The organism is Aromatoleum sp. (assembly GCF_032027225.1).
In the GTDB taxonomy this organism is placed as follows: domain Bacteria; phylum Pseudomonadota; class Gammaproteobacteria; order Burkholderiales; family Rhodocyclaceae; genus Aromatoleum.
Genome location: NZ_JAVSMM010000030.1, coordinates 14343 through 32392 on the forward strand (window position 1 = coordinate 14343; position 18050 = coordinate 32392).

Consider the following 18050-nt stretch of genomic DNA (forward strand, 5'->3'; position numbering starts at 1 on the left):
CTAGCTGTTCAGGCGTCGGTGACCAAGCGCATCCTTCGACTCGTCCGCGATTTTCGAGTCGTTTTCGGCGTCGCCCCGCCGTTCGGCACCCGGACCGTCGTTTTTTTGCGCCGGCTCGCTTGTGCTGGGCGGCGGCAGCAGGAAATCACGCGGACGGGAGAGGAAGCGGCGGAGGATCATCATGCCGAGATGGCGGCCCTGGGCGAACGTGATCCGGCGCGCGCGCAGCGCGACGTATAGGGTCAGCGCGAAGCTGACGGCGAGGTTAGTGAGTCCGATCAGGGCGACTCCCGCGGCGGACAGCAGCGCGAGTTGCCAGCTCAGGGCGAAGTCCATGCCGACGGCGGCGTATCCGACATAGGCCGACGAAAACGCGATGTGCCGGATATCGAGCGGAAGACCGAGAAGGACGCCGAGCGCGGTGACGCCACCGAGCAGGAAGCCGAAGAAGAAGTTCGCAGCGAGGGCCCCGAGATCCTTCTCGACGTAGGCGGCGACCCGCTCCATGCGCTGCCGGCCGAACAAGCTCCGTGCCCAGCGCAGCTGACGCAATCGTTGCGGGATGCGGGAATACGCGCACAGGTTATCGTAGTAACCCGCGATCAGGCCGGAAAGGAACAGGCAGAATCCGGCGATCGCCGCGAAGAATACGATGCCGCTCCATGGATCGACCTGTCTGAGGAGCTCGCGGGCCTTGTCGACCTCCAGGAACGGACTCCCCGTGATCGCATGAATCCCGAGCGACAGCAGCATCGCGGTCGGAATGGCGACCCCGACGTTGCCGAGGATCGCGGCGAGCTGACTGCGAATCGTGCGGGCGATGAGTTCGACGAGGTTTTCCAGGTCGCGCGTCTTGCCTTGGGATTCGCCGATCGAGGCCGCGATCGAGTTCGCCGTCATCGCAGGCTGCTTCGTCGCGACCGTGCCGCCGATGAGGTGGATCAGGACGAATCCGAGGCCGTAATTCAGGCAGAACGCCAGTGCCCCGGTCAACGGCGCGAATCCCTGCGCCCCGAGCACGATCTTCAGCCCGGTCATCATCGCGATGATCAGCCCGCCGAGCGCGGCCGACCCGAGGATCCCGAAGTATTCGCTCCGAGTCGTCGTGATGTAGTGCTCGCCCGTCTTGCTTGCGCTTTCGGTCATCCGCAGCGACAGCAGCTCGACGTTCTGGCTCCAGTAGTCCGAGAGCTTGTTCTTGCGGCACTCGGCGCGTACGAGCTCCTTGAAAAGCCCGACGATCTGCGGTGCGACGGCATCCATCCGACGGGCAGCATAAAGCCGGTGCAGCAATTCGAGCAGGTCGGTGATGCGCGTCAGGTGCTGACGCAGCCGCTCGAGCTTGAACGTGAGCGTCAGGCTCGTGCCGATCTTCGCCGCCCGGCGCCGGATGCGCAGGACCACCTCGCTGCACTGGTCGAGCATGACGTCGAGGTGTTTCTGCTCCTCGAGCATCGCGTCGTCGTCGGCCCAACAGCTGCGATACCGATCGAGGTAGGCGAGCAGTTCCGCGTTCTGCGCGAGGAACGGCGACTCGTGTTCCTCGAGCGATGGATCGACGCGGATCAATTCCGGCTCGAGGCCGATCGCGGACACGTGGTACGACAGGATCCGCAGCGCTTCGACGATCTCCTCGGCGGGCTTCGGCAATTTGACTCCCGCGCCGTTCGTTTCGGCCTGCACCGCTATCGACCCGAGCACCGCCCGCAGAAAATCCTCCCAGTCCTCGTCCGGGATCGCCGTCACCCACTCTTCGTCGTCGACGCGGTGGAAGACGACGCTCAGCACATCCTTCATGTGGCTGGTGTCGATGACGTCGGGCAGCAGACGCTCCGAGATCCGGCGGGCCGTTTCGGAAAAGAAACCGGTCGATGGCAGCAATCCGGACGACACGTAGAGTGAAACCTGCTTGCACTCGTCGAAGAGGCGAATCAGCGCATCGGACAGCCGTTCGGCGAGATCCCGCCGCCGACGAAGCGTATCCGTCAACTCGTGAAGCCCCGCGATCGCCGCTTCGGTGTCGTGGGCACGGGTGGGGCGCACGTGGTCCACAAGCGCGACCCACAGCCCCAGTCCGTCTTCATTCGCGTCGCCGAAGCGCTCCAGCAGTGCTTCCATTCGCCCTCGCTTGTCCCGTTGAAACCTCGAATGCTGCGCTGCATTATCCGTCAATGCCGCCTTCGTCGACGGTGCGCCGGTAAAATCGGTTTCATTTTTCAAAGAGTCCTCCCGCCATGCCGCTGCTTACCATCGACAACGCCTGTCTCGCCTACGGGCACGTCGATCTTCTCGACCACGCCGAGTTTCAGCTCGATGCCGGCGAACGCGTCGCCCTGATCGGGCGCAACGGCTCGGGCAAGTCCAGCCTGCTGAAGGTAATGGCCGGCCAGGCACCGCTCGACGACGGAACGCTCTGGCGCCAGTCGGGACTGAAGATCGCCTACGTGCCACAGGAGGCGGACTTCGCGGTGGAGCGCGACGTCTTCTCGACGATCGCCGACGGTCTGGGCGACGCCGCGCAGCTGCTCGTCGACTACCACGCGGCGATGCACCACGTCGCCGAGTCCGCGACGCGCGAATCGCTCGCGCGGCTCGACGCCCTGCAGCACGAAATCGACGCCGCCGACGCGTGGCGCCTGAACCAACGTGTCGACGAGATCCTCGTGCGCCTCGGCTTGCCGGGCGACGCGCTCGTTGCGAGCCTGTCGGGTGGCGGCGTCAAGCGCGTCGCGCTCGCCCGCGCACTCGTCGGCGAGCCTGACCTCCTGCTTCTCGACGAGCCGACGAACCACCTCGACCTCGACGGCATCCTGTGGCTCGAATCGCTGATCCGCGATTTCCGCGGCGCGGTCCTCGTCATCACCCACGACCGCGTCTTTCTCGACAACGTCGCGACCCGCATCGTCGAGCTCGACCGCGGTCGGCTCGGAAGTTACCCGGGACGCTTTAGCGACTACCAGCGTCGCAAGATCGAGGAACTCGACGCCGAAGCGAAGGCGAACGCGCGTTTCGACAAGGTGCTCGCGCAGGAAGAGGTGTGGATCCGCAAGGGAGTCGAAGCGCGCCGCACGCGCAACGAGGGCAGGGTGCGCCGGCTCGAAGCGCTCCGGCGCGACCGTGCCGCGCGGCGCGACCGCCTCGGCAACGTCAAGCTCGCGGTCGACAAGGGCGAACAGAGCGGCCAGATGGTCGCGGAGCTCACCGACATCACGAAACGATTCGGTGATCGCGTCGTCGTGCGCGATTTCTCGACCCGGATCATGCGCGGCGACCGCATCGGTTTCATCGGCCCGAACGGCGCCGGCAAGACGACGCTGCTCAAGCTGATCCTCGGCGAAATCCAGCCCGATGCCGGTACGGTGCGGCGCGGCACGCGCCAGACGGTCGCGTATTTCGACCAGCTCCGTGCCCAGCTCGACCCCGAACTGCCGCTTACCGAAGTCATCAGCCCGGGCTCGGATTTCGTCGAGATCGGCGGCGAGCGCAAGCACGTGATCGGCTATCTCGGCGATTTCCTGTTCGCGCCGCAGCGCGCCCGCTCTCCGGTGAAGTCGCTGTCCGGCGGCGAGCGCAACCGCCTGCTCCTCGCGCGGCTGTTCGCACGGCCGGCGAACGTGATGGTGCTCGACGAGCCGACCAACGACCTCGACATCGAGACACTCGATCTGCTCGAGGAATTGCTCGCATCGTACGAAGGCACGCTGTTCCTCGTCAGCCACGACCGCGCGTTCCTCGACAACGTCGTCACGCAGGTGATCGCGGCCGAGGGGGACGGCCGCTGGGGCGAGTACGCCGGCGGCTACGCCGACTGGCAGCGCGTGAAGCAGGCCGAGGCCGAACGCGAGGCGGAGCAGGCGCGCGCGGCGGTGACTGTGAAGAGTGCTGCGGTCACGGCGCCGAAACCCACCGCGCCGCGCAGCGGCAAGCTGACGTTCAACGAGAAGCGCGAGCTCGAAGAGTTGCCCGACCGCATCGCGGCCCTCGAAGCCGAGCAGGTCGCGCTGCAGGCACGAATGGCCGACCCGACCCTGTATCAGCGGGCGCCGCAGGAGATCGCGCAGATCAAGGCCCGGCTCGACGCCCTCGAAGGCGAGATCGACGCCGCGATGGCGCGGTGGGAAGCGCTCGAAAGCCGCGCCGGCTGACCGGCGCGTCGCGGCCGAAGGCGTCCTTCTCCCGCCGAAGCCGGCGCTCCGCGATCAGGTCGCCGGCGGAAAGAAGCGGTACAGCTCCTGTCCCGGGACGCCGAGCCGGGCGAGCAGCGCCTCGCGCGGCACACGGACGAGCTTTTCGATCTCGGCGATGTCGTCGGGCAGCGCGTCGTTGCTCCAGCCGTCGGCGACGTGGCGTGCGAAGTCGGCCGCGAGCAGCACGTTATGCACGCGCGGGTTTGCCGCCGACGACTCGTCCATCAGCGCGACCAGGAGGTCCGGCAGCTTCCATGCCCGGACCAATGCGACCTGGATTTCCAGTGCGCTGACGCCGAATACCGCGCGCTGCGCTTCGGCGCTGCGCAGCCAGCGGTTCGCATGCTGCATCGCATGGACCTGCAGTGTCAGCGCCGGCGCGAACGTCCAGCACAGGATGTCGACCGCCTCGAGCAGCAGCGCGGCGACCGTGATCTCGTCGACGTCGAGGTCGTGGCGCAGGATCGCCCAGTCCCGCGCGTAATGCGTCGCCTTGCGTGCGCGCCCGATGACCTTCAACACGCCGACGAGCGCGTCTCGGCGGTCGGCGAGCACGTCCTCGACGGTTGGCATCGCCGAAAACATGTCGAAAAACGGACCGACGCCCATCATCATGATCGCGCGGTCGATCGTCGTAATGTCGCGATTCTGCGCAGGCGTCCGGGTCGCCTGCAGGGTCGCGAGCAGCTTCGCGGTCATCAGCGGGTCCGCGAGCACGACCGCGGCGATCCGCTTGCCGCTGATCGAATCCTGCGCGGTGCGCAGCGCTTCGAGTTCGCGGACGGTCTGGCGAAGCACCGGCATGTCCTGCGCGGAAAGAAAGCGGACGTAGGCATCGACCGAGTCGAGCGGGGCGTCGAGGAATGCCATCGAAAGGAGTTCGAGCGGGAGTCGGAGTCGTCCGGCGATTATCGGCTGCCCTCTGCCCGAAATGAAGCGCGGGTTTTCGGACAGCCGGCGAAACCGGCCGAGGGGCGAGAGGCGGCGCAGCGGGATTGGCTATAATCGGCCGAAAAAAACCGCCGCGCCGGCTCTGTGCGCGACAAACCGAGAGGAGTCGTTCCCGTGAATTCCCCCTTCAAGGCCTTCCTGATCGACCAGGATGAAAACAAGAAAGTATCCGGCCGTCTGGCGATCCTCGACCAGGATCGGCTCGATGACGGCGAGGTGCTGATCCGGGTTCATTATTCCAGCATCAACTACAAGGATGCCCTCGCGGCGACCGGGGCGGGCAAGATCATCCGCCGCTTCCCGTGCGTCGGCGGCATCGACCTGTCGGGCGAGGTCGTCGACAGCAGCGACAGCCGCTTCCGGCCTGGCGACAAGGTGATCGCGACGAGTTTCGACATCGGCGTCGCCCATCACGGGGGTTATGCCGAATTCGCGCGCGTCCCCGCCGGCTGGGTCGTGCCGCTGCCTGCCGGGATCGATCTGTTCGAGGCGATGGCGCTCGGCACCGCAGGTTTCACCGCCGCGCTCGGCGTCGTGCGGATGGAGGACAACGGGCTCGCGCCCTCGAACGGCCCGGTCGTCGTCACCGGCGCCACCGGCGGTGTCGGCGGACTGGCGATCGACATGCTCGCGCGTCTCGGCTATCACGTCGTCGCGCTGACCGGCAAGGAGGCCGAAAGCGACTATCTGAAGATGCTCGGCGCGGCCGAAGTGCGCCTGCGGAGCACGATCGATTTCGACAAAGTGCGTCCGCTCGAAGCCGGCGAGTGGGCCGGCGCGGTCGACAACGTCGGCGGCCAGATCCTGCACTGGGTGCTGGCGACGATGAAGCAGGCCGGGACGGTGGCGAGCATCGGCAACGCGGCGAGCTTCAACATCAGCACCACGGTGTTCCCGTTCATCCTGCGCGGCGTGAGCCTGCTCGGCATCGACTCGGGCTACATGGGCTTCCCGACGCGCCAGCGCGTCTGGGACCGGCTCGCGGCCGACCTCAAGCCGAAGCACCTGGCGGCCGTTACCCGTACGATAGCGTTCGACGAGTTGCCGGGCGCGTTCGGCGCCTTCATCAAGGGCGAAATCAAGGGACGTACGGTCGTCAAGATCGGCGCCTGAGCCGTTACCGGAGAACTCCAGATATGAGCGATGAAGCGAATCAGCCGTTGCCGAAGGTGCTGATCGTCGATGATTCCCGGATGGTCCGGGCTTCGCTCATCAAGCTCATTCGCGGGCGTTTCGAATTCCGCGAGGAGGCCGACGGCGAAGCGGGCTGGCAGGCGCTGCTGGTCGACCCGACGATCCATCTGGTTCTTACCGACATCGGCATGCCGCAGCTCGACGGCTATGGGCTGCTCGAACGGATCCGCGGTTCGCGGCTGTCGCGCATTCACGAATTGCCGGTCATCGTCATTTCGGGCGACGAGGACGATTCGGCCCGGGAGCGCGCGCGCCAGTTGGGCGCGAACGACTTCATCACGAAGGGGATCGGCGCCGCCGAACTGCTCGCGCGGCTCGATTCGCTGACCCGCCTCGCGCAGACGCGGCGGGCGCTCGAGGAGAGCCGCGAGGCGCTCGCGAAGCAGAGCCCCGTCGACCCGGTCTCGGGTCTTGCGACCGAGTCCTACATGAACTGGCGTGGCGAGCAGGAGCTCGCGCTGGCGCGCCGGCGACAGGGCGACATCGGCGCGATGATCGTCGAGATCGACCGCTACGAGCAGCTGGTCGATCGCCATGGGGACCACGTCGCGCAACTGGTCACGCGCAAGCTGTCGAGGATCCTCGCGACGAAAGTGCGCAAGGAAGACACGGTCGCGCAGCTCGGCAGTGCCCAGTTTGCGATCCTGTCGCCCAGCACCGAGCTGATCGCCTGTTGCGCATTCGCGCTACGGCTGCAGAAAGCGATGGAAAAGCTCGTGATGACCTATCGCGACGAGCGCATCCGCATCAGCGTGACGATAGGCGTGTCGAGCTCGACGACCGACCCGGTGAAGACCGTCAGCGATCTGATCGGGCTCGCCGTGCAGCGCGCGCGCAGCGGCAGGGACGCCGGCGGAAATCGCGTCATCGGCGGCGGGGGCGAAGTCCGACAGGAATTCGTCGATCGGCACCTGAAGCAGACCGTGAGCATCGATCAGGTCCTCGCGCGCCTGCGCCTCGGCGAGACCGCCGAGCTGCGCGGACAGCTCCCGGTGGTCGTCGCGACGCTGCTTCCGCTGCTCGAGTTGGTAGAATCGCAGCTTCGTTGCGGAATCCCGATCGATGCACTGAGAAAATTCGACCCCGACGCGGGTCGCGGCAGTGGTTCGGCGGCGAAAGGTTGAACAGCACAAGCGGCAACAAATAAAAGCTGCACAAACAATAAAGCAGCAACTGGTGGCGCCCGGGATGCCGTCGAGCCTCGGCGGGGCGCCTGCAAGTCGTAAGCAATCAGGGAAATCTTTGGGAGAGGGTGCATATGACGACGTACAAGGAGTTCCATCGTCGCTCGATCGACAAGCGCGATGAATTCTGGGCCGAACAGGCGCAGCTCATCGAGTGGAACAAGCCGGCCGAACAGATCTGTGATTTCTCGAACCCGCCGTTCGTGAAGTGGTTCAAGGGCGGCGAGACGAACCTTTGCCACAACGCCGTCGACCGCCACGCCGCGCAGCGGCCGAACGACCGCGCACTGATCTATGTCTCCACCGAGACCGACGAGGAGAAGATCTACACCTTCGGCGAGCTGCAGCGCGAAGTCGAGCGCATGGCGGCGATCTATCAGGACCTCGGGGTCAAAAAGGGCGATCGCGTGCTGATCTACATGCCGATGATCGCCGAAGCCGCGTTCGCGATGCTCGCATGCGCCCGCATCGGCGCGATCCATTCGGTCGTGTTCGGCGGGTTCGCCGCGGGCTCGCTCGCGACGCGGATCGACGATGCGAAGCCGGTGCTGATGGTCAGCGCCGACGCGGGCATGCGCAACGGCAAGCCCGTGCCGTACAAGCACTTGGTCGACGAAGCCTGCAAGCTCGCGGCGTTCCCGCCGCGGAAAGTGCTGATCGTCGATCGCGGGCTCGACAAGGGATTCGCGAAGGTCGAAGGCCGTGACGTCGATTACGCCGAGCTGCGCGAGAAGCACCTCGACGCGAAAGTCCCGGTGACCTGGGTCGAGTCGTCGGACCCGAGCTACATCCTGTACACGTCCGGCACGACCGGCAACCCGAAGGGCGTGCAGCGCGACACCGGCGGCTACGCGGTCGCGCTCGCGTCGTCGATGAAGCATATCTACACCGGCTTTGCCGGCGAGACGATGTTCACGACCTCGGACATCGGCTGGGTCGTCGGTCACAGCTACATCATCTACGGCCCGCTGATCGCCGGCATGGCGACCGTGATGTACGAAGGGACGCCGCTGCGTCCGGACGCGGGCATCTGGTGGCAGATCGTCGAGAAGTACAAGGTCAATGTGATGTTCTCCGCGCCGACGGCAGTGCGCGTGCTGAAGAAGCAGGACCCGGCCTACCTGAAGAAGTACGACCTGTCGTCGCTGAAGCACCTCTTCCTCGCCGGCGAACCGCTCGACGAGACGACGCACAAGTGGATCATGGATGAGCTGGACATCCCGGTCATCGACAACTATTGGCAGACCGAAACCGGCTGGCCGATGCTCTCCGCGGTGCGGGGCGTCGAGCAGACCCGGATCAAGTACGGCTCGCCGAGCTTCCCCGTGTACGGCTACGACCTGCGCATCTTCCGCGAGGACGGCAGCGAATGCGGTGCGGACGAGAAAGGCATCGTCGGCGTCGTGCCGCCGCTGCCACCCGGCTGCCTGTCGACGGTGTGGGGCCAGGACGACCGCTTCGTCAGCACCTACTTCACGCTGTTCAAGGATCCGGTCGTGTTCTCGTCTTCGGACTGGGGCATCAAGGACGCCGACGGGTATCACACGATCCTCGGCCGCATGGACGACGTCATCAACGTCGCCGGCCATCGGCTGGGCACGCGCGAGATCGAGGAGGCGATCCAGGCGAACGCCGCGATCGCCGAGGTTGCGGTAGTCGGCGTCGCCGACCAGCTGAAGGGGCAGATGCCGATGGCGTTCGCGGTGGTCAAGGATGCGTCGCGCATCGAGACGGCCGCATTGCGCGCCGAACTCGAAAAGGACGTCATGAAGACGGTCGACAACCTGCTCGGCGCGATCGCGCGGCCGGCGCGCGTGCATTTCATCTCCGGGCTGCCGAAGACGCGCTCCGGCAAGATGCTGCGTCGCTCGATCCAGGCGCTCGCCGAGGGCCGCGATCCGGGCGACCTGACGACGATCGACGATCCGAGCACGCTCGAGCAGATCAAGGCGGCGCTCGGCGGCTGACGGGGAAGGTTGCAACAGTTGGAAAAAGCCCGCGATGCGTCGCGGGCTTTTTTTTCTTCAACCAGCCCCGGCGGGACGCCTGCCTGCGCCCGGATCGAAGAAAAACGGGCAGGACGGACCCTCGGTGACGGCTCCGGTTGCACTCAGACCGAAAGGCGCGAGCTTCCCTTCGTGCGCTTGTATCCGCTTTCGATTTCGTCGTGGATCACGCGCCAGATCGGTTTGACCAGGAAGCGCATGTTCTTGATGATGCTTTCGACATCCATCATCGACGGAATCCGCGTTCCGCGATGTTCGACGGGATCGCCAATCTGTTTGACCTCGACCCCGAGCTTCGCGAAATGCGACGCGAGCCGCGGTTCGGTGAGCACGAAGATCGTGTCGATTCCGCTTCGCTTCGCGAGTGCGATCGCGCCGAGGTAGAGCCCGATCGGAATGTACGGGAAGCGCGGATAGACGACGTTGCCGAAGTCCTCGTCGTGAATCGGCGCCGAGTCCTGCGTCTCACCGCGCCGACGCCGGAACGGCGAACGCACCGCGAGCCTCGACACTTCCGCGATGCGGTCCCGCGGCATCCGTGACGGGTCCACGATGGAACGGTCGAGCGTTTTTGCGCAGGTCCGCTCGAACGGCAGTGGCGTCTGGGGGCTTTCGGGATCGGTCAGCACCAGGCGCGTGCAGCCCACGAGCTGCTGCGGATCGTGGCTCGTTCGCATCAGACAATGCAGGCTTTGCGCGTCGAATTCGTCGGACTCGCGCGCATCCGGCCGGACCGGCTCGAACGCCAGTTCCTGGCAATAGACTTCGTGACGAATGCGAAAGACGTCGTCGCGCAGCGTGTCGTCGAGCGCGGGGAGAATTTCGAAGTATTTCCGGAACCCGTGCCCGAGGTTGAACCGGTCGAAAAGTTGCATGCTGGTGCCTCTCCGATTGCGCTAGGTACCCTGGCGCAAGGCGTCGACGATAGAAGTGCCGGAGACACGCCGGGCGGGAAAAACCGCCGCCAGGGCCGTCGCAAAAAAACCGATCAGAAAGGCCGACATGACGGTGGATGGCAGCAACCGGATGACCGCAGTGTATCCGACGTTTGCGTTCGGCGGTGGCGGCATCGGAATGCCGATCGCGGAAATCACGATGGCGAGAATGCTTCCGACCAGTACGCCGAGTGCCGCGCCGATCAACCCTAGCACCACGTTCTCGACGATCAGAAGACGGAACACGTCGCGTTTGCGGTTTCCGAGCGCCTGGAGGGTACCGAATTCCGCGAGTCGTTCGAATGCGGTCATGTTCACGCTGTTCACGACGGACAGCAGAACCATGAACAGAATGATGAGTTGCAGCACCCCGAACTGGCGATCGTACAGATCGACGGTCTTTTCGTAGAAATCGGCGAGCGTGCTCCAGCCCTGCGCTTCGAATGCGTCGGCGTCGATCGAAGAGCGGATCTGCTCGACGACACGATCGGTGTCCTCGGTGCGGTGCAGCGTTGCGACCAGCACGTTCGCGCCGTTCGTCAGCATCAGCTCTTGCGCGGCGGCGAGCGGGATGCGAACGGCACGCGCGTCGAACTCCTTCGAGAAGCTCTGGAAAACACCGACGACCTCGAAATCCAGCGTGTTCAGCGCGCCTTCGATGGTGTTCATCACGAGCGTAACCCGGTCGCCGGGCTGAAGGCTGAGCGAGTGCGCGACACCTTGGCCGATGACCATTCCGAATGTGTCGGCGTCGGAGAGCTGGCGGCCGGCCGTGAGCGACAGGAAGGTCCCGATCCTCGCTTCCTTGTCGGGTTCGACGCCTTCGCCGATGATCGCCAGATCCCGCCTGCCGTTGTTCAGGAGCCCCGAAAAGCTCAGTCGGGCGGCGACCTCCTTTACATCGGGCAGCGTTTGGATGCGTTGCGCGAGCGTGGCGGGGTCTTCGATCAGGAAGGCGTGAGGTTGACGCGCGCCGCGTTCGAGAAAGCCCTTCCGAAAGACCTGAATGTGGCCGGTCTGCGAGTGGATGATCGCCTCGCGCAGCTGTACGAAGATGTCCTGCACGAAGCCGCCGGACAGGATCAGTCCGGCGACGCCGAACACGATCGCGCCGAGCGTCATCGCCGTGCGCAATTTCTGACGAAAGATGTTTCGCAGCGCGAGCTTGAATAGCATTGCGGTTACCGCTGATGACGCAGCGCGTCGACGATGTTCATGCGTGAAGCCTTCCACGCAGGAAAGACGCTCGCGAGGAGGGTGGTCAGGAACGCGAGCACGAAGGCGTCCAGCGCGAGTCCGGGCGAGATCGAGATCTGGCCGGTGAAGCCCATCTCCATGCCCGGAGGCGGGGGCATCGGAATGCCGATGGTGGAGATGACTTTTCCAAGCACCACGCCGATCAGGACGCCGACCCCTGCGCCGAAAAGCCCGAGCAGGACGCCTTCCAGCAGGAAGAGTCCGAGAATGCCGCGGCGGCGGACGCCCAGCGCCATCGCCGTGCCGATCTCGCCGGTGCGTTCGATGACCGTCATCGACTGGGTGTTGGTGATGCTCAGAACGACGATCAGCGCGATCAGAAGTCGCACGACATCGACCTGTCGCGTGAAGAGCGTGGCGGTCTTGTTGTAGAAATCGGCGAGATCGGTCCACGGAACGACTTCGAAGTCCTGCGCCGCAAGATTGGCGCGCAGTTTGGCGACTGCCGCCGAGGTGTTCTCCGTCTTGTCGAGCAGGACAACCCAGCTTGTCGCCCCCTCGACGCGCATCAGACGCCGTGCGACGTCGATCGGTACGCGGAGCGACGAATCGTCATAGGCCTTCGTCGTTGTCGCAAACAGGCCGGCGACATGGAGTTCGACGGCGTTGATGCCGCCCTCGGCCGTCGTCCCGAGGAGCACGACGCTATCCCCGGGGCTCGCGTTGACGCTGTTCGCGAGTCCGACGCCGAGCAGGACCGAGTCCGGGGGCGCTTCGCGCAAGTCGCTGCCGTTCCTGATGAATACCCCCTCCGCAATCGGCGCCTCGAGAACCGGGTCGATGCCCTCGCCGACGAACGCAACCGTGTCGTCGCCCTTGCTCAGCAGCCCGCTGAACGCCAATCTCGGTGCCACGGTCCGGATATGATCGGAGCCGCTCGCGGTGACAATCGACGAATCCGTAGGCAGAAGGTAGCTGTACGGATCGCCGAGACCTTTCTGGAAGTATCCGGGCCGGATGATCTGAATATGCCCGAGGTGCGAGTGAATCGTCGATTCCCGCATCCCGGTCAGAACCCAGTTGATGAAGCCGCCGGCGAGCAGAAAGGTGACGACGCCCCCGCATATGATCAGCAGCGCGAGCATCGACCGGCGGCGTTGACGCAGCAAGTTGCGACCCGCGACGAGCAGGTCCTGTCGTAATCCGCCGAGAGTAGGCACGGGCATGCGAGTTTTCAATCGAGGGAGACAGATCTATCATAGTCTTTCGACGCAGCGAAAATGAGGGAGAGATGCGGCAGGGGCAGGCGTTCGACTATTCTTCCGCCTTTTCCCGCAATATCGGCTGGGTCACCGTCGCGGAGCAGGAGCGATTGCGACGGATGCGGATAGCCATTGCGGGTATGGGAGGTGTCGGCGGCGTCCATCTGCTGACGCTCGCGCGCCTCGGCATCGGGGCCTTCCACATCTCCGATTTCGATACTTTCGACATCGCGAATTTCAACCGCCAGGCCGGGGCCACCCTCTCGACCCTCGGCCGGCCCAAGGTCGATGTGCTGGCCGAGATGGCGCTCGACATCAATCCCGATCTCGCGATCCGGAAATTTCCCGAAGGCGTCTCCGACGCGAACCTCGACGCGTTTCTCGAGGGTGTCGACCTGTATGTCGACGGACTCGACTTTTTCTCGTTCGGCGCTCGGCGCGCCACCTTCGCCGCTTGCCGCCGGCTTGGAATTCCCGCAGTGACCGCCGCGCCGCTCGGTATGGGCACGGCGATGCTCGTCTTTCTCCCCGACGGAATGAGCTTCGAAGACTATTTCCGTCTCGAGGGCTGTGACGAGGAGGAAATGGGCATCCGCTTTCTCCTCGGTCTGTCGCCCGGGATGCTGCAGCGCGGCTACCTCGCCGATCCGTCGCGCGTCAATCTAGAGGAAAGGCGCGGCCCGTCAACGATCGCCGCATGCCAACTGTGTGCGGGCGTCACGGCAACCGAGGTTCTGAAGATACTGCTCGGTCGCGGGAAGATACTCGCGGCGCCTAGGGGTTACCAGTTCGATGCGTATCGCAATAGCTTCGTCAAGACATGGCGTCCGGGTGGCAACGCGAACCCGCTTCAGCGCTTGGGGCTATGGTTGGCGCGCAAACAGCTGCGCCGCATGAAGGAGCAGGGGATTGCAGGTGTCTGACCGCGAAACGCTGTTGAAGATTCTCGATCTCGCGCGCTGGGCGCCGAGCGGCGACAACAGCCAGCCCTGGCGATTCGAGATCGTCGCCGACGACCACATCGCGATTCACGGCTTCGATACCCGTGATCACGTTCTGTACGATTTCGAGGGCCATCCGAGCCACATGTCTCACGGCGCGTTGCTCGAAACATTGAGGATCGCCGCGACCGCTTTCGGCCTCGACGCGAGCTGGACGCTGCGGCCCGGGACGAGCGACGCCCGCCCTGTCTACGACGTCGTGCTGCGGCAGCGGTCCGACCCGGCAGCGGATCCGCTGTTTCCGCACATCGAGCCACGCGTCGTGCAGCGGCGCCCGATGCACACGACGCCGCTCACAAGAATGCAGCGCGATGCGCTCGCCGCTGCTCCCGGACCGGGCTACGAGGTCCAGTTCTTCGAATCGTTCGCAGAACGGCTGAAGGTCGCGCGGCTGTTGTGGGACAACGCCTACATCCGCCTGACCTGCCCCGAGGCCTTCGAAGTCCACCGCGAGATCATCGAATGGGGCGCGCGCTACAGCAAGGATCGCATTCCAGAACGGGCGGTCGGCGTCGATCCCGCAACCGCCAAACTGATGAAATGGGTGATGCGAAGCTGGCCGCGGGTCGAATTTTTCAATCGTTATCTGCTGGGCACCGTTCCGCCGCGCGTACAACTCGATTTTCTGCCGGCGCTCGCATGCGCCGCGCATGTGCTCCTGCGCCCGCGCGCGCCGCTTGCGGACGTCGCCGATTACGTCGCGGGCGGCGTCGCGCTGCAGCGGTTGTGGCTGACGGCGACCTCCGTCGGGCTGCACCTGCAGCCGGAAATGACGCCGGTGATCTTCCGCTGGTACTCGCGTTCGGGTAAGTCGTTTTCGGGCGTTGCCGAGATCAACGAGCGGGCGCGAGCGCTCGCCGGCGATTTCGAGGCGCTGGCCGGCGCCCGCGAGTCCGACGATTTCGTTTTCTTTTGCCGGGTCGGGGTGTCTTCGGTGCCGGCGTCGCGTTCGCACCGACTGTCTTTGGCCGAACTGATGGCGGAGGGGGCGTCCGCTCGTTCGTGATGCTTTTTGCATCGGAACTGAAGGTCGAAACCACCCGCTGAACCGACCCGTCCAGCGAATTTCATCCCCTGTAGCGGCGCAACACGCGGCTTGATTGCGAACGGATGAGTCATATGACGGTTTTCGCAGGCCTGCCTACGCCGTAGCCTGTGGATGGGGGAATAGCGTGCATCTTCTGGACTGCGAAGCCGTGTGCGACAGGACCATGAGCGAATCGACTGCGGCGGGTTTTTCGGTTGCGGGCCGTGCTGCGCCCGGTGACCAGGGGTAGGGGCAGTGCCGCGCATCCTCTTCGTCGCCGAAGCGGTGTCCCTCGCGCATGTCGCGCGACCTGTCGCCTTGGCGGGCTCTCTGGGGCGGGAGTGGGATATCGCCTTTGCTTCGGCCGATCAATTCGACATATGCCGCCAGGGAACCGACTTGCCGCGCCACGGCCTCGCCAGCATCAGTCCTGCGGTTTTCATGCGGCGGCTCGAAAGCGGCTCTCCGCTCTACCGCCGTCGCGAACTCGAAGCTTACGTCGAGGACGATCTGCGCCTGCTGCGTGATGTGAAGCCCGACATCGTGGTCGGCGATTTCCGTCTCTCGCTCGGCGTCTCGGCGCGGGTGGCGAAGATTCCTTATCTCGCTATTTGCAATGCGTACTGGAGTCCGTGGTCGGCGATCGACTCGATTCCTCTGCCCGACATCAGGCTCACGCGGGTTCTCGGCCCTGCTCTTGCATCTCCATTGTTTCGGCTCGCGTATCCGTTCGCGTTCCGGCTCCACGCACTGCCGCTTAACGCCGTGCGCCGCGCATACGGGTTGGCGCCGCTGCAGGACTTGCGCCACGCATATACCGACGCGGATTGGACGCTCTACGCAGATACGCCGGTCCTCGTTCCGACCCGGAATCTCCCCCCGCAGCATCGTTATATCGGTCCGATCCTGTGGTCTCCCCAGATGTCGTTGCCGGAATGGTGGGACCAACTTCCGGAGCGGCCACTCGCGTACGTGACGTTGGGGTCATCGGGGCGCGCGGCGCTGCTGCCAAGGGTGCTTGAAGCCCTGGAGGACGCGGGATTTGCGACGCTCGTGGCAACTGCCGGGCGGTCGGAAGTGGCCTCGATACCTGGACGTCGCTACGTCTCTGCGTATCTGCCGGGAGAGGCGGCTTGTGCGCGCGCGGACCTCGTCGTCTGCAATGGCGGGAGTCCGACCGCGTATCAAGGCTTGTCGCGCGGCAAGCCGGTTCTCGGTCTTTGCTCGAACCTGGACCAGTTTTTGGCAATGGGATGTGTCGAGCGCGCGGGCGCGGGCTTTGCGTTGCGCGCAAGTACCGCGGATGCGAGCGCCATCGACGAGCGAGTGCGCAGACTTCGCGACGATCCGGCGTACGCAGGAGCGGCGCGCAGGGTGCAAGAGGACTTCGATTCCTATCCCGCCGGTCTCCTGTTCGCCGACTTGGTTACCCACGTCCTGAATTCCAGGACGAACGCGTAAGGTCTTTGTTCGCCTCCGACATCGAGCGAAGGGGCGGACGGGGCGGCGGGGTTTCGCGTCTGCCGGCGCAACCCGGATGGCAAGACGCGTTTTCCGCCCGCGGTCCCGTACTCGCTCGGAGTCGCATGCAAGAAAGTCATCAGGAGCCGGCCGTCCTTGATAATTCGCGCCGCCCGAAGGCGAACACTCGCGAAGCCAGGTTCCGCCTGAATACCTCGGCTCGGCACATTTATGAGGGAAAGCGGCCGCGACTTCAAAGTCTTGGTCGGGTCGATCGCCCGCGGAGTCAACCGTCGGGAAATCTTACAGCGGCCTTTCTGTGCTCCCCGCCGAGCACGCGATTTGTATTCTAACTATTTGATAGTTCAGACGTTTAAGTTCTATGGCATGGGCCTTGCTGACTTGGGCTTGCGGGCTGTCGGGAAACTGCGAAACAGCCGAAATCCGCAACCACGATCAACCACGCTATAAGGAAGTAGCCATGCTGAAGAAAACTCTTCTAGCTGCGGGTACGGCGGCCGCACTGAGCTTTGCGGGCGCCGCGCAAGCGGACATCATCGATCTGTTCACGACCGACCAGAACGCGCTCATCCTGACCGACGTGGGCGGTCCGATCTTCTCCCAAGTGAGCGGCGCGAATATCCTCGGCGGTTTCCGCGACATCGGGCTGCAGGTCTTCTCGGACACCGGTTCGCCCGCCGCCCGCGCCATCGTCGAAGTTTCGGGCGGAGTATTCACCTTCTCGAACGACAACGGCATCGGTGGCCAGGCGACGATCCAGTGGGACGGAGGCACCGACGCGCTTGACCCGGGCGTTCTCAATACCACGGGCCTGGGCGGCGTCGACCTGTTGGCGGCGAGCGCCGACCGCTTCATCCTCGACGTCCTGACGGCGGATCTGGGCTTCCCGTTCCAACTGCGGGCCACCGACATGTTGGGCGGCGATTTCACGATCAGCCTTACTTCGGCCGGACCCGGAACGTTCGAGATTCCGTTCGCTGCGTTCGTCGGCGTCGATTTCTCGCAGATCGGATCGCTTTCCGCCGTGATCAATACCGCCGGGGATACGCTGGCTCTCGACCTGTCGGTCGCCTCGATCGTGACCAACCAGGTTCCCGAACCCGCGGTCTTGTCCTTGCTGGGTTTGGGACTGCTGGGTTTCGGTATTACGTCCCTGCGCAAGACGAAGACGGCCTGACTCGCTGCTTGCCGGTAATGCAAAGGGGGAACGTCGTTTCCCCTTTGCAGTTTGTGCCTCCGGCGTCGAATGTCGCCGTCGCGCTTTCCCTTAAGCGCCTCCCCTAAATGCAGCGAGACCCGGCCGCAGCGAACAGCGCGCTGCGCGGATGCGTGGTCTCATGATCGGTCGACTGTCCAGCTCGATTAGCCTGCCAGGCTCTTTCGGTGGCAGACAGTTGTCCTTCCAGGGAGAATGCCGGCGGCAAAGCTGCCGAAGTGATCACGCTGCTCGCCCCAACCCTTTAGAGACACCCCCGTGCCGTCGCCTAGGAGTCTGCGCGGCAGAAGCCAAGCGTCGGTGAGGTAAGCCCTCCCTGGCGTGTCGGGGCCGGTAGACTGTTGAGATGACGAGCTATCTGCCCTATTGCCCTCAGCAGCAGATGCTGCTGCCCCAGGCGCTGCAGGA

The 18050-nt window shown here is 64.7% G+C and carries 13 protein-coding genes; 8 read left to right on the plus strand and 5 right to left on the minus strand.

The genetic code is table 11. The features are described 5' to 3' along the window. Entirely contained in the window at positions 1-2118 is a 2118-nt protein-coding gene (locus ROZ37_RS21110; RefSeq protein ID WP_312662631.1) for a site-specific recombinase, read from the minus strand. 116 nt (positions 2119-2234) lie between these two features. Here ROZ37_RS21110 and ROZ37_RS21115 point away from each other — a divergent pair, with 116 nt between their 5' ends. Continuing rightward, positions 2235-4145: an ATP-binding cassette domain-containing protein gene (locus ROZ37_RS21115; RefSeq protein ID WP_312662633.1), complete on the plus strand. Its 1911-nt coding sequence runs from the start codon at positions 2235-2237 to the stop codon at positions 4143-4145. A 54-nt stretch (positions 4146-4199) separates the two neighbouring features. Here the strand turns inward: ROZ37_RS21115 and ROZ37_RS21120 are convergent, their stop codons facing one another. Beyond that, complete coding sequence (locus ROZ37_RS21120; protein ID WP_312662634.1) at positions 4200-5057, minus strand: HDOD domain-containing protein; 858 nt, start codon at positions 5055-5057, stop codon at positions 4200-4202. Positions 5058-5252: 195 nt separating this feature from the next. Here ROZ37_RS21120 and ROZ37_RS21125 point away from each other — a divergent pair, with 195 nt between their 5' ends. From ROZ37_RS21125 to ROZ37_RS21135, 3 genes are all read left to right on the plus strand, one after another. Then, the gene (locus ROZ37_RS21125; RefSeq protein ID WP_312662636.1) at positions 5253-6251 is read left to right on the plus strand and encodes an oxidoreductase; all 999 of its coding nucleotides are present in this window, start codon (positions 5253-5255) and stop codon (positions 6249-6251) included. 23 nt (positions 6252-6274) lie between these two features. Then, a complete protein-coding gene (locus ROZ37_RS21130) occupies positions 6275-7456 on the plus strand; it encodes a diguanylate cyclase domain-containing protein (RefSeq protein WP_312662637.1) in 1182 nt (393 codons plus the stop codon). A 134-nt stretch (positions 7457-7590) separates the two neighbouring features. Further along, a complete protein-coding gene (locus ROZ37_RS21135; protein ID WP_312662639.1) occupies positions 7591-9483 on the plus strand; it encodes a propionate--CoA ligase in 1893 nt (630 codons plus the stop codon). Positions 9484-9626: 143 nt separating this feature from the next. On the opposite strand, the gene ROZ37_RS21140 is transcribed toward ROZ37_RS21135, so the two are convergent. From ROZ37_RS21140 to ROZ37_RS21150, 3 genes are read right to left on the minus strand one after another with little or no spacing between them, the layout of a single operon-like run. Beyond that, on the minus strand, positions 9627-10397 hold the full coding sequence (locus tag ROZ37_RS21140; RefSeq protein ID WP_312662640.1) for a PEP-CTERM/exosortase system-associated acyltransferase: 771 nt from the start codon (positions 10395-10397) through the stop codon (positions 9627-9629). Positions 10398-10418: 21 nt separating this feature from the next. Continuing rightward, complete coding sequence (locus tag ROZ37_RS21145) at positions 10419-11633, minus strand: ABC transporter permease (RefSeq protein WP_312662641.1); 1215 nt, start codon at positions 11631-11633, stop codon at positions 10419-10421. Positions 11634-11638: 5 nt separating this feature from the next. After that, positions 11639-12880 carry an FtsX-like permease family protein gene (locus tag ROZ37_RS21150; protein ID WP_312662643.1) on the minus strand — a complete coding sequence of 414 codons (1242 nt, stop codon included), beginning with the start codon at positions 12878-12880 and terminating at the stop codon, positions 11639-11641. 65 nt (positions 12881-12945) lie between these two features. Here ROZ37_RS21150 and ROZ37_RS21155 point away from each other — a divergent pair, with 65 nt between their 5' ends. The 4 genes from ROZ37_RS21155 (at position 12946) to ROZ37_RS21170 (ending at position 17603) form a co-directional block, all read left to right on the plus strand. Beyond that, positions 12946-13839, plus strand: a complete 894-nt coding sequence (locus ROZ37_RS21155) for a ThiF family adenylyltransferase (RefSeq protein WP_312662644.1) — start codon at positions 12946-12948, stop codon at positions 13837-13839. Next, positions 13832-14923, plus strand: a complete 1092-nt coding sequence (locus tag ROZ37_RS21160) for a nitroreductase family protein (RefSeq protein ID WP_312662645.1) — start codon at positions 13832-13834, stop codon at positions 14921-14923. The genes ROZ37_RS21155 and ROZ37_RS21160 overlap by 8 nt, the downstream gene beginning before the upstream one ends. Positions 14924-15199: 276 nt before the next feature. After that, positions 15200-16405 carry a glycosyltransferase gene (locus ROZ37_RS21165; RefSeq protein ID WP_312662646.1) on the plus strand — a complete coding sequence of 402 codons (1206 nt, stop codon included), beginning with the start codon at positions 15200-15202 and terminating at the stop codon, positions 16403-16405. 481 nt (positions 16406-16886) lie between these two features. Continuing rightward, positions 16887-17603, plus strand: a complete 717-nt coding sequence (locus ROZ37_RS21170) for a PEP-CTERM sorting domain-containing protein (protein WP_312662647.1) — start codon at positions 16887-16889, stop codon at positions 17601-17603. Positions 17604-18050: the final 447 nt, after the last annotated feature.

Excerpts from the sequence above, each read along its gene's own strand:
- ROZ37_RS21110 (WP_312662631.1), bottom strand. The coding sequence starts at position 2,118 with ATGGAAGCACTGCTGGAGCGCTTCGGCGACGCGAATGAAGACGGACTG.
- ROZ37_RS21115 (WP_312662633.1), top strand. The coding sequence starts at position 2,235 with ATGCCGCTGCTTACCATCGACAACGCCTGTCTCGCCTACGGGCACGTC.
- ROZ37_RS21120 (WP_312662634.1), bottom strand. The coding sequence starts at position 5,057 with ATGGCATTCCTCGACGCCCCGCTCGACTCGGTCGATGCCTACGTCCGC.
- ROZ37_RS21130 (WP_312662637.1), top strand. The coding sequence starts at position 6,275 with ATGAGCGATGAAGCGAATCAGCCGTTGCCGAAGGTGCTGATCGTCGAT.
- ROZ37_RS21135 (WP_312662639.1), top strand. The coding sequence starts at position 7,591 with ATGACGACGTACAAGGAGTTCCATCGTCGCTCGATCGACAAGCGCGAT.
- ROZ37_RS21140 (WP_312662640.1), bottom strand. The coding sequence starts at position 10,397 with ATGCAACTTTTCGACCGGTTCAACCTCGGGCACGGGTTCCGGAAATAC.
- ROZ37_RS21145 (WP_312662641.1), bottom strand. The coding sequence starts at position 11,633 with ATGCTATTCAAGCTCGCGCTGCGAAACATCTTTCGTCAGAAATTGCGC.
- ROZ37_RS21150 (WP_312662643.1), bottom strand. The coding sequence starts at position 12,880 with ATGCCCGTGCCTACTCTCGGCGGATTACGACAGGACCTGCTCGTCGCG.
- ROZ37_RS21155 (WP_312662644.1), top strand. The coding sequence starts at position 12,946 with ATGCGGCAGGGGCAGGCGTTCGACTATTCTTCCGCCTTTTCCCGCAAT.
- ROZ37_RS21170 (WP_312662647.1), top strand. The coding sequence starts at position 16,887 with ATGCTGAAGAAAACTCTTCTAGCTGCGGGTACGGCGGCCGCACTGAGC.